Origin of the sequence: Sediminicola luteus, assembly GCF_002514735.1 — a bacterium.
In the GTDB taxonomy this organism is placed as follows: domain Bacteria; phylum Bacteroidota; class Bacteroidia; order Flavobacteriales; family Flavobacteriaceae; genus HQA918.
This window is the reverse complement of record NZ_NBWU01000001.1, coordinates 458,044-469,771: the sequence shown is the minus strand read 5'-3', so window position 1 is coordinate 469,771 and position 11,728 is coordinate 458,044. Positions and strand designations below refer to the sequence as shown.

Here is an 11,728-nt window from a genome sequence, read left to right as displayed (position 1 = left end):
TTCAAAATTTCAAACTATCAAATAGCCTGCATCTCGCATTTTATCTGTCTTAGCATCGTGTTAAACTCACTCCCTTACCATTAAGTTTCGACTACCTTTACCTCCAACTTTGAGTGTAGATAAGGGAGCATATTGCACCCATCACAAGTAGTTAAATAGAGAAGGAATTATGAAGCAGACAAAGAGTATAACTAAAGACAACAATCCAAGTATTGACAGGCCAATTACCCGTCATGAGAGCTGGAGAAATCACCGGAGGCATACTGCCTTAAAATTAATACGGTTTTCTTAAGGAACAAAAATGTCAAAGAGGGCTCCGGCCTTCTTTTTTGGTTTTAACTGGGAGATTAATCAAAGGATTTTGCAGATAGTAAACAACCCCTTGCTCTTCATTCGGTGGGTCGGCACATCTAAGTTATGGGTTCATAAATGGCATATTCCTTTTCTTTTTCAATGGCCCAAACTACATTGCCATAATCAAAATGCCAATATTCCTTCAAATCACATACAAAATCTTCGTCTTCAAATAGACCGATCAACAAGGCCCTATTTTTTTTCGCTTTAGCACTAATATCTGGATGGTAGGGATAACATTTTTTTGAAAGGTCGATTTCCAAACCATTGTTAGTTCCAAAATCCATCACACCATCCTCAAGTTTGTCATAAATCAAGGCATCTACTGCGCCACCTGTCGCATGCAACGACATGGTTGGGGGAGCGATAAAATAGCTTATGGTTTCTTTGATTTCACTGTTCGATTTTTCGGGATGTTTTTTCTGGTGGTGTGCAAATTTGGAATCCCATAAAAGCTTTTGATGTTCGGAAGATCTCCAGGCAGAACGGACAATCAACATTTTATTTTGTCTATCCAATGCTTTACTAATTCGGCCAATTTTTTCCATGATATCTTCTCTGATCGAATATTGGTAATCTTCCAAAATACAAGGTTCAAAAATCAAATTAAAATCCGTGTCCATTAAACTCACCATTTGTGAATGGTTTTCCCGTATCCAGATTGAGGGGGCCAAAAGTTTATTCTGAAGGTCTTTTTTCTCGACCTCCTCACAGTATGCTTTCACATTCATATTGATTGATTGTGTTTTTTGCAATGTAAGGGGTGCTAAATATTCTTAACAGTGCGCTATAATTCAGGTCAAACGCCATAGTATCTCCGACCTTTAGATTTGTTTCGGTATTGTCAATCAACAAATGATCACTGCTGGCACCCAGCACGGTTATTTTTTGTTTTGGAGTAATTCCTGAAACTATAACGTCCTGCGTTCCAATAGCAAGAATCGCCCTATCCATCAAGCCTTTATTTTCAAACTTAGGGATATCACCATTCGCATTTTGATATACTTGGCCATAGGGTTGTGATGGTTTTCGTTTTGCTTCGATGATCTCAGCCATCAAAGTAAAAATATCGGTAAAAAGTCCCGGTATTGGTTTTCTACAAAGTGCCTCTCTTCCTAAGAAAATAGATTCCCCTAATCGTAGGCTGTTTATTCTGCCCACATCTTTTGAAGACGTAACCCAGTTGTAATTTGCGGAGTTACCGCCGGACACAATTGCTAGGGTGATTTTGAATTTTTCTTCCAGACGAATGGCCATTGAAGACAACTCGTTCATTTTGTCCGCATCAGGACTTATTCCGCCAAAGCATGCAAGATTCGTTCCTATGCCCACCAAGTCCAGGCCCTCCATGCTGAGTACTTCTTTTACAATGGAATTCATTTCCGATGGCATGATTCCTTCCCGCAAGTCTCCAAGTTCCACCATGAGAACAACTTTATGTGTGATATGGTTTCTCAAAGCACACTCCGATAGTCTTTTTAGAACTTCCAATTCAGAATTTAGGCTTATGTGGGTGTGAATAACGACTTCTTGTACCTGGCTGAGTGCTGGTGTTCGGAGTAACAGGTATTGTGCCTTTATGCCTGCTCTTCGCATTTTTATTATATTCGAAATTCGAGAGTCTGCAAGGATTTTAATACCATTCTTGACCAATACATCAGCGATTATCGGATTGCCCCCGATTACCTTGGTCACCCCTATTATATCAATGCCTTGGGAGCCGTACAATTTTTTCAACTGTCGGATGTTGTGGGCAGTCTTTGCCAAATCAATATCGATTCTGGGAAAGTTCAAACCAACACCGACTCTCTTTCTAACTCTGGAAATGTTTTGATCAATTCTTTAATCAGCTTATCGCATCCGTGTAGTAAGACATCCGAAACAGGCAAATCATATTCTGATTCGTACTGATTTATTATTTGATTCAACTCTTCTTGGGTCATGTTTTCAGGGTTAATGGTAATGGCGATAACTTTTGATTTGGAGAATACCTCTATCATTTCAATCTCATCTACCAAATCCAACAAAGGAATTCTAGGGTAGTCACAATAACTTTTCCGCTTCGGGGAATGTTGTATTATGATTGCATCTGGCATTGCCCCACGAATAATGGCACTTGAAGAAGTAAATGCAGGGTGGCTCAATGCTCCCTGTCCTTCCACAACGATGATATCAGGTCCTTCCTGATTATAGGCATTTAAGATGGCGTTTTCAACCTCACCCGTGGCAAACCCAGAGGTTAAGACATCTATGGCCACCCCATATTTGGAGCCTTGGAGCAAGCCCGTCTGACCGGTGGTCACAAAGACAGCATTAATACCTACATTCCTCAGGGCTTCCACCAATACCAATGATGTGGTTCTTTTACCCACCGCACAATCAGTACCCATTACCGTAATTATCGGAACCTTCACCTCTTGAATACGTCCCGAAAAATTATGGAGATTTTCACGTTTTGGAGGTTTTCTGACATCCAGTATGGTTATTCCATAATTACGGGCCATACGGGCAAATTGAGTATTCTCACTGAGAAACTCAGGAAGACCGTTAACTATATTCATTCCACCCTTCATAGCACTAAAAATAACTTCCCTTTGCTCATCACTTAAGAAGGCAGCGAGTGGGGCGACACCATAAATAAAATATTCAGGGATAGCGTTTAATTCTTCTAAAGCCACTGCTATACTTTCGAAAATGGGAATTGCATTTTTTACACCTTCAAGATATTCTCCCGCATCCTGACCAGCCTTAGAACTATCAATGACCCCGACGATTTCATAGGTCTCCGATTGCCGAATAAGTCCATTGGCCACTTTACCGTCTATACGGCCAAATTCATTTTCACAATAAACCAGAGCTTTAGCTTTCATAAGTTGTATTATTTAGTTGTCCGCGTCCATAGTGCTACTTTCATAAGGGTTTGATTGTCTATCAGAATAGACCAGTGCATTAGCGTTAGCTTGATTCTGAAGCGTTTTGTCATTATACCAATTATCTATTCATACACTATAGTTAGTCCTTAATGGTAGTACAAATCATTTTGAACTTATGATTTGCTTCGATAGAACTAAACGTATATGCAGGAACAATAATGGAATCTCCCATTTGCATAAAAGTGGAATTATTGTTGATTACCATTTCAGCTTTTCCCTCGATTATGTGAATGAAGCGAGAGTAAGGAGATTCTTCAAAAGATTGAACTTTGCCAAAATCAAATACAAACGCCTGTATGATACAATTATCCTGAACCATTATGTTTTTGACTACTATGTCATTGGAACTGTATTCCAATACATCTACCAGATTAAACGTTTTTAATTCTTCAAATTCACCTGGTTCCATAATCAAGTCTGTAACTTATTGTTTTGTTCCGCTCTTTTTTTAGCATCCCGTTTTGCTCTTTTTGCGGCTTTTTTCTCTTTCGGCGTGCTTGATGGCGCTGTTTTTCCTGATTTCTGTTTTCCTTCTTTTTCTCTCGACATAATTTTATTTTTTATTGCTTAATGAAAGTGAAATGGCGACCCTTAACATTATTAAAATAAGCGCAAAACAGATCGCGCATTTTCTCATGGTGTTTATTTCATAATTGCTGCTTGCGATATAAAATTGCTTAACCAAAACAATGGTTGCTACAATACCAGCCCATTTGGCTTTTCACAAAAAAAGAGCAGTGTTTTTTAGTTCCTGTTCTTTTTTGGGCCTTTAAATAATCTAAAAGCACTAATCAATAAACAAAATTAAATTCTCTTTCTCCCAGTTTTGTTCAGGCCATGTACTTGAAATTTCCCGAAGTCATTTCTCGATTCTGATTAAATTGGGTTTTAGATTTTTCTCCAATTCCTTCCGCATTGCAGTTTCTTGGCTTTCATTATCGAATACAGTTCTAAAGACATCTCTTAATTTTTTGAAAATACCGTAAACCAAATTGTCCCTTTCGAATATGTCCATAAATGTTTTGTATTTAGTCTTGTTCATTAACATCATAACAGCAAGTAAAGATGCGACAGAACCAAGGGAATTTTGCTATATAAATATTTGTGAAACTTACATATATCACAGGTTTTCAAGATTTTGCTGTCTTCTTTTCTTCATTTTTTTGAAAAAAGATGGTGTGAGACCAGTAACTTTTTTAAATTGATTTGACAGGTGAGATGGGCTGCTGTAGTGAAGTTTATAGGCAATTTCCGCCAAGTTAAGCTCATCATATAGCAATAATTCTTTCACCTTTTCGATTTTATGTTTGATAATATAGTGCTGTATGGTGATTCCTTGCACTTCAGAAAAAGTATTGGCCAGATAGGTATAGTCGTATCCCAGTTTTTCGCTTAAATAACCTGAATAGTTTGTTTTTGGAATTTCATCATGATAATGAACCATTTCAACTATTACATTTTTTATTTTTTCGATTAATATACTCTTCTTATCATCCAACAATTCCAATCCGGACTTGAGCAGATTATTCTTGAGTTGGACTCGTTTTTCATGGGTAATTTCCCCTATAGTTTCAACCATGCCTAGATTCAATTTAACGTAATCCAGTCCCAACTTTATCAATTCTTCCTTTACCAACATTTTACAACGAAGACTGACCATGTATTTTATGTATAATCTCATATCCTTAGTTTAAAAGTAAAGGTGGTCACCTAGCAGGCACATAACGATCAATGGATTTTTACATTTTAAATCCTGGATAGTTAAAACAGATTTTCTGCCTGAACAATAGGAATCTAATACCCTTGAGGAAAGTGAAAGTAATTGCTTCTTAAAGGTAGTCAATAAATGGTGTTTTAAGCACAAAATCATTGTGTAACCTTTGAATACAACACGAAAAGATATTAGAAAATAAAAAATGGGATATGGTCTTATTGATAAATCGTCTGTTCAAAAACAGAACTATTTCAAATATTCCTTAAGGAAGTCGCACTTTGATGACTCCCTTAAACGTAACAATGCCCTCGTTTTAATCTGTCTTACCCGTTCTGTTGTGAGGCCTAGTTGGTAGGCAATTTGACCCATGCCAATTCCGTTATTTGTTCCAATCCCGTAATATTTTTTGATCACGTAGGTCTCACGATCCGAAAGGATATTTAGCAATCCCCCTAACTCTGTCCTTAATGAATTTTCAATAAGACCCTTCTCAGGGCTATCTAAATTGCCAGAACTTAAAACTTCATACAGCGTAAAGTTGTCGCTTTCTGTATTTAATCTTTCATCCATAGACATGGGCCACATAGAATGTTTCATACAGAGTTGGACCTCAGCAAGAGAAACGTCTATCAATTCAGAAATTTCTTCGGCATAAGGGAGTCGTTGGTGAATCTGTTCGAAATTGGAGGAAGCTTTGGTTATCTTGTTAATTACGCTTATTTTGTTCAGAGGCAATCTTACCATTCTTGTGGTTTCCATCAACGCCTGGAGTATCCCTTGACGTATCCACCAAACGGCATAAGATATGAATTTAAATCCACGGGTCTCATCGAATAGCTTTGCAGCCCTTACCAATCCCAGATTTCCTTCGTTTATCAAATCGAGTAATTTCAAACCCCGGCCTTGATATTGTTTGGCTACGGATATAACAAACCTCAAATTTGAATTAATCAACTTTTCAAGCGCCAAATTGTCCCCATTTCTTATTAGAATTACCAACTCGACTTCTTCATCTTCCGTAATCATGGGGATACGGCTTACATCCTGCAGATATCTTTTAAGTGATTCACCATCCCTATAGGTAACTTGTTTTGCTATTGAAAGTGGCCTCATAGTATTTGGTGTTTAATCATAACGAGCTTCAGACATAAATTATGGTTCCATTGCCTTTGGGATTGCTCCTCTGTCCAATTTCAATCTCGCCAATTGATTTGACCAAGGGGGTAATGCAAAAGCAGTAAAAAAAGTTAGCCTTTACTGTATTTGGTACATTAGTGTTGAAATTTTCAAAAAAAAGCTTAGAATGGACCCCTAGTGATAATTGGAAAATGACGATGGAGGGGTTCTCTTTTTATTTCAAGACTGGCTCAATTTTCATGGATAATCTGTAAAGCTTGGTAAAGAAACGGATATTAATTGAATGTAGCGGTTTAAATTCCCTTTATTATATTTCGATTAAAACTTTAGTCTAGCAAAACGATAACAGGTTCTCTGATATCTTACATGCTAAGGGGACAATAAAGCAACCTTTTTCGGCACCATGAAGATTCATTTCTAGTTAAAGAGCACTTCCACTGCGTCATCTACAATTTCATTACCCAATTCTTTGAGGTAGACTTGGGTAATTTTTATATCTGCATGCCCAAGCGATTCTCCAATAATGTCTGTAGCCACTCCTTTTTGTTTAAGACAATTGGCATAACTATGCCTGGCCACATAAGAGCTTAAGGCTTGATTGATACCACAGAGATTGGCTATTTCCTTTAAGCCTTTGTTGTATTGAGCCAACGTTTTCTTTTTACGATGATCCAACTGCAAAGGGGTCAAATCGTTGTATAAGAGAATTGGAAAAATATACTTTGTCCCCAGCGAGTGTTCACGATAGTAATCCAAAATAGCTTTTAAGGGTGGATTAATTTTAACTGAAAATGGACGCTTTGTTTTATTACGGATGTATCGGATGCGTTCACCATGGATATCACCCCATTTTAACTCAATCATATCAGCAAAGTTCATTCCTCTAGAATAAAAACTGAACATGAAATAATTTCGGTAATTGATTAGATGTGGATACTTAGCCAAATCGACGTTATGAATCTTGTTGATTTGCTCTAAATTCAAGGCTCTCTTGATGCCCTTCCCTTTTAATCTTGAGATTTTATAAACATGGAAGGGATGTTTTTCTACTTTAAAAATATTACGTTCCAAGGCTTTGTTATACATGGCCCTAATAGTTCGCATTTTGACACCAATTCCACCATCAGTTCCACCCCTTGAACGTAGAAAAGCATCATACTTATTTAAAAAAGTAGCATCAATCTCAGTAAAACGCAGGCTTTTAAAACCAATAAATCTTTTGATTGAATTGGAAGCATCGTGATACAATTTGGCATTACCCATTCTGCCAGCATCACGCATTTCTTCAATAATTTCATCCCAAAACCGAAATACATCTTGTGAAGCTGGATTGGTATCTACCCGAAAATGCTTGTCAAAATCCTCAAGCGAGAAATCTTCTTTTTCAAGCTCCAAGTCATAATACGTTTTTAGAGCTCGGTCTTTTATTTTCAATAGCACCCGATTCTTTTGAATGTAACCCCCATTCTTTCCATTAAAAGAACCTGTATCCTCGTTCCATTCCTGCAAAGTGGTATTCAAAGGAGTGCGATAATATTTGGTTCTACGGTTTTTAGTTACCCGCAAAAAGATTGGAAATGAGCCATTGGATAATGCTTTTTTTCTTAAAACTACTTTGATTGAAGACATACTTTTCTGGTTTTGGGTACAACATAGGTACAACAAATGAATACTTAAATGTAGTCTCAAGGAAGCTAAAAGAAAAGCGAAAAACCATAAAATACTGATTTTCAAAACAAAAGAAACTAAATGCAACTATTTGAAAACCAATAATTTGCGACTGTCACGCAGGGGGTCGCGGGTTCGAGTCCCGTCCAGACCGCCAACAAAACGAAACCTCTCGGGAAACTGGGAGGTTTTTTTGTGTGTAAAAGTGATGGGTTTTCCAATGGATCAAGCGCAATTGTTGTGTTTGGGTAATGATCCCGTTTTATCCTTCAATCATTATAAGATACGGCAAATAACCATCATTAATGCCGTATTTATTACTGCGAAAAATTTGATTTACTGCGAATAAGCCTTATATTCAATGTATTATTTACTTGTTAAATCAATTTATCGTGTATCTACATCAGAGGAAAGATTGGCCAAATTTTGATTGGGACAATGAAACCTTACTTCCGTATGTAAGTCAAGCGCGCAACCTTCAGGGCAGGCTTATCGGAAGAATGGAGGGAATGGGTTTTGAGTTACAAGAAGAAGCTGTGCTCGAAACATTAACCGATGATATTGTAAAGACAAGTGAAATTGAAGGTGAATTGTTGAACCCCCAAGAGGTACGGTCGTCTGTAGCTCGACGGTTGGGAATGGATATATCAGGCCTACCTGAAGCAAGCCGTGATGTTGAAGGTGTGGTGGAAATGATGTTGGATGCTACCCAGAACTTTAAAGCCCCCTTTTCCAAAGATCGTCTATGCGGGTGGCATGCGGCGCTTTTTCCAACGGGGAGAAGTGGCCTATACAAAATCATCGTTGGAGACTGGCGAGATGATAAGAAGGGCCCCATGCAAGTTGTTTCCGGGCCTATGGGAAGCGAGAAAGTGCATTATACAGCTCCCACGGCATCAAGACTTGAAAACGAAATGAATGCATTTATCGAATGGTTCAATACGAATGAGGGAGTGGAGCCAATAATCAAGTCGGCCGTTGCGCATTTGTGGTTTGTTAGCATCCACCCGTTTGACGATGGAAATGGGAGGATTGCAAGAGCGATTGGTGATTGTCAATTGGCTCGTGCCGACAGAACCAATCAAAGATTCTATAGTATGTCGGCACAAATCATGAAATCAAAAAATGGATATTACAATATTTTGGAATCAACCCAAAAAGGAAGCATGGATGTGACGCACTGGCTCGTGTGGTATTTTGAACGCTTGATTGAGGCACTTACGGCAACAGATGAATTATTATCCAAAATATTGGTAAAGGCAAAATTTTGGGAGCAACATAAAACTACGCTATTCAATGCCCGGCAAGTTTATATGATCAATAAACTCCATGGTGACTTCATAGGAAAGTTACATAGCTCGAAATGGGCAAAAATGACAAAAGTACATCGAGATACGGCCCTTAGGGATATTCAGGATTTGGTAGAAAAAGGGGTGCTGTTGGATTCAGGAGAAGGTGGAAGGAGCACCAACTACATTTTGAATTTGCCTGAGTCATAGAAATGGAGATGTAAATCTGATTAGCAATAAGTCGTGATGTGATTTATTATCCCATGCTTATTGGCAAGCCAAACCACACCTAAAAAACAAACCGCCAAGGAAAACCCTCGGCGGTTTTTAGACCAATTTTACTAAAGCCAAAGAGGCTTCTCGATTTTATAAGCGCACCGATACTTTTCCTCTAAGATAAAAAGGGGTGCCGGGTGTAAAATGGATTTCCTCAACAGCATTGGGTTCGTTGAACAAGCGGCTTTCGGTAGCGAATTGGGCTTCGTTCCAGTCCGTATCGAATAGGTTTTCCACGATGAGCCCGAAGGTCCATTGGTTAAGGGTATAGTTCAGATTGGCATCGGTAACGAAGTAGCCTTCGGCAACTATGGAATTATCTTCATTTGCCGGTCTGTCGTCTATAAATCGGTATTGGATACCTCCTGAAAAACCTTGATCCTTTCCTAAGGAGATACCACCGTTCATGGTAAAATCGGGGGCTAACGGAATATAATCGGCCCCACTGGGTGCTTCGGTACTGCGGGCATGCGTAAAATTGGCATCGGTGTACAGATACAGCCAATCCTTGGGTTGGTAACGGGCGCCGATTTCCACGCCCATGCGTCTGGTTTTGCCGCTAGGCTCGACAATGGCGGCATCGCCCACATAGACAAATTCCTGTTCTAGGAACAAACTCCACAAGGTAGCATTCAAAATTAGTTTATCGGCGGGTTTTATAACAGCCCCGATATCTACGCCATAGGCCTTGGGTAAAATATCCTTACCATCGTTCGCGACCACCACCCGGGTATCGTTGGCATGGAAACCGATACCGGTCTTTAAAAAGATCTGGGTGTTGGCCGTGGGGTTATATATCGTATTGAATTTTGGACTGAAGGCCACCTTTTCCTCACTCTGACTATCATACAGTTCCGAAAGTTTATTGATATAATCGAACTTAAAATAATCTAAGCGTAGTGCAGGTTCAAAGGTGAATTTACCCGAGCTAAAGGTGGCTTCTGCAAAGATATAGGTGTTTACCTCGTCTACATCGCCATAGGCCAAACGTTCTAATAACTCTTGTCTGTTTTTGGTGTGCGAAAGCTCGTTATCATCCACATTATCGTAGCGAAAACCCAATCCGGCCGTGTATTCGAAATTTACGGTTCCCAATTGGGCCATTTCATTATGGAGTACGGTCTTGGCCCCAAGTAGCAAGCGATCTTCTTTTTGGCGTATTTGATCACCATTTACAGGGTCGTCGAGAAAAAAAGTGAAATTCGAATAGAGTTCAAAGTCATATTGCGAAACAAAGGCCATGGTCTTCAGGCTTTTTCCATCTCCTAGGTCCTTACTATGGTCCAAAACCAGATTACTGCGACTGGTTTGCCCGCCCTCGGTATCGTCAATGGCCCCAAAGCGGGAAATAAGACCTTGGTCTACGGCCCGTTGGGGAATTTGTCCGGAGGCATCCCATTTACTGCTAAAGTAGGAGGCGGTCAGTAGTAATTCCTGATTGTTGGGCAATACACTATGGTAACGGCCCATGAGGTTGATGCGGTTAAAATTTTGGGGCGATTCGAAAGGGCCGTCGGTCAGGTTCAGTTCTGAAGCTATATAAGAGCTACTATGGGTATTGTCCATCAAATTGAGCATACCCACGAATCTTCTTGTATTGAATTGACCCAATTCTACCGACATTAGGTTTTTATCGATAGACTTGCGCAATCGTAGGTCTACATAACCGGCCGTATTAAAATTGCCTTGGTCGGAGTAATATAGGCCCTTGCCAAAGTTTATGTTCTCTATGGTCTCCGGAATCACGAAGTGGAGGTCGGCATAACCTTGACCGTGCGCATGGGAAACCATATTTACGGGCATACCGTCTACGCTTAGGGCCACATCGGTTCCATGGTCCACATCGAAACCGCGTAAGAAAATCTGTTCGGCCTTACCGCCCCCAGCATGTTGTCCGATAAACAATCCGGGGACTTTCCGAAGGATTTCTTGGGGCGATTTTACCGGATTGGTCTCAATATCTACATCTACGATGCTACTCATCAGGTCGGTTTTCGAGACGAGTACAACCTGATCCAAGGCTATCGTACTTTCTTGAAGCACAATGGTCATGGGCGATGTTAAATCCGACGGACGGATTACTTGGGTTAGGGTGGCATAACCCAAGCGGGAAAAATACAGAGTATCGTTTACCGAAGTACGTTCCAAAACAAATTTTCCGTTGGCATCGGAATGGTTATGCTGGCCGGAAGTGAGGTTTAAGATTCCGGCATCTTCCAAGGGGGTGCCCGAGGCATCGACCACTTGGCCTTTTAGGGTTTGAGCGGCACCCTGGCTTACCAAAAACAAGAGTAAGACCGCCATAAAATATTTCATGTCGTGTTATATAAAAAGTTGACCTCATTTCGACTTGTTTT

10 protein-coding genes are annotated in these 11,728 nt (G+C 39.7%); 1 reads left to right on the top strand and 9 read right to left on the bottom strand.

Annotated features, from left to right (window positions below; genetic code table 11):
* Window positions 1-410 precede the first annotated feature (410 nt).
* The 8 genes from B7P33_RS08765 to B7P33_RS08730 form a co-directional block, all read right to left on the bottom strand.
* A complete protein-coding gene (locus tag B7P33_RS08765; RefSeq protein WP_172435902.1) occupies window positions 411-977 on the bottom strand; it encodes a M15 family metallopeptidase in 567 nt (188 codons plus the stop codon).
* Between the two features lie 85 nt (window positions 978-1,062).
* A complete protein-coding gene (locus B7P33_RS08760; RefSeq protein ID WP_216359373.1) occupies window positions 1,063-2,121 on the bottom strand; it encodes an alanine/ornithine racemase family PLP-dependent enzyme in 1,059 nt (352 codons plus the stop codon).
* 23 nt (window positions 2,122-2,144) lie between these two features.
* Window positions 2,145-3,224: a DUF1611 domain-containing protein gene (locus B7P33_RS08755; RefSeq protein ID WP_097441598.1), complete on the bottom strand. Its 1,080-nt coding sequence runs from the start codon at window positions 3,222-3,224 to the stop codon at window positions 2,145-2,147.
* Window positions 3,225-3,366: 142 nt separating this feature from the next.
* Window positions 3,367-3,696 carry a cupin domain-containing protein gene (locus B7P33_RS08750; RefSeq protein WP_097441597.1) on the bottom strand — a complete coding sequence of 110 codons (330 nt, stop codon included), beginning with the start codon at window positions 3,694-3,696 and terminating at the stop codon, window positions 3,367-3,369.
* Between the two features lie 2 nt (window positions 3,697-3,698).
* A complete protein-coding gene (locus B7P33_RS19375) occupies window positions 3,699-3,836 on the bottom strand; it encodes a hypothetical protein (protein WP_172435901.1) in 138 nt (45 codons plus the stop codon).
* Window positions 3,837-4,407: 571 nt separating this feature from the next.
* Entirely contained in the window at window positions 4,408-4,968 is a 561-nt protein-coding gene (locus B7P33_RS08740; protein ID WP_097441595.1) for a helix-turn-helix domain-containing protein, read from the bottom strand.
* A 279-nt stretch (window positions 4,969-5,247) separates the two neighbouring features.
* The gene (locus tag B7P33_RS08735) at window positions 5,248-6,114 is read right to left on the bottom strand and encodes a sigma-70 family RNA polymerase sigma factor (RefSeq protein ID WP_097441594.1); all 867 of its coding nucleotides are present in this window, start codon (window positions 6,112-6,114) and stop codon (window positions 5,248-5,250) included.
* Window positions 6,115-6,555: 441 nt separating this feature from the next.
* Entirely contained in the window at window positions 6,556-7,767 is a 1,212-nt protein-coding gene (locus B7P33_RS08730; protein ID WP_141402425.1) for a site-specific integrase, read from the bottom strand.
* Window positions 7,768-8,198: 431 nt separating this feature from the next.
* Between B7P33_RS08730 and B7P33_RS08725 the strand changes: the two genes are divergently transcribed.
* On the top strand, window positions 8,199-9,305 hold the full coding sequence (locus tag B7P33_RS08725) for a Fic family protein (RefSeq protein WP_245871727.1): 1,107 nt from the start codon (window positions 8,199-8,201) through the stop codon (window positions 9,303-9,305).
* A gap of 156 nt (window positions 9,306-9,461) precedes the next feature.
* Here the strand turns inward: B7P33_RS08725 and B7P33_RS08720 are convergent, their stop codons facing one another.
* Entirely contained in the window at window positions 9,462-11,687 is a 2,226-nt protein-coding gene (locus B7P33_RS08720; RefSeq protein WP_097441592.1) for a TonB-dependent receptor, read from the bottom strand.
* Window positions 11,688-11,728 lie beyond the last annotated feature (41 nt).

Bases quoted from the DNA above. Each gene is read 5' to 3' on its own strand.
- B7P33_RS08720 (WP_097441592.1), bottom strand. From the start codon at position 11,687: ATGAAATATTTTATGGCGGTCTTACTCTTGTTTTTGGTAAGCCAGGGT.
- B7P33_RS19375 (WP_172435901.1), bottom strand. From the start codon at position 3,836: ATGTCGAGAGAAAAAGAAGGAAAACAGAAATCAGGAAAAACAGCGCCA.
- B7P33_RS08735 (WP_097441594.1), bottom strand. From the start codon at position 6,114: ATGAGGCCACTTTCAATAGCAAAACAAGTTACCTATAGGGATGGTGAA.
- B7P33_RS08740 (WP_097441595.1), bottom strand. From the start codon at position 4,968: ATGAGATTATACATAAAATACATGGTCAGTCTTCGTTGTAAAATGTTG.
- B7P33_RS08765 (WP_172435902.1), bottom strand. From the start codon at position 977: ATGGACACGGATTTTAATTTGATTTTTGAACCTTGTATTTTGGAAGAT.
- B7P33_RS08755 (WP_097441598.1), bottom strand. From the start codon at position 3,224: ATGAAAGCTAAAGCTCTGGTTTATTGTGAAAATGAATTTGGCCGTATA.
- B7P33_RS08730 (WP_141402425.1), bottom strand. From the start codon at position 7,767: ATGTCTTCAATCAAAGTAGTTTTAAGAAAAAAAGCATTATCCAATGGC.
- B7P33_RS08750 (WP_097441597.1), bottom strand. From the start codon at position 3,696: ATGGAACCAGGTGAATTTGAAGAATTAAAAACGTTTAATCTGGTAGAT.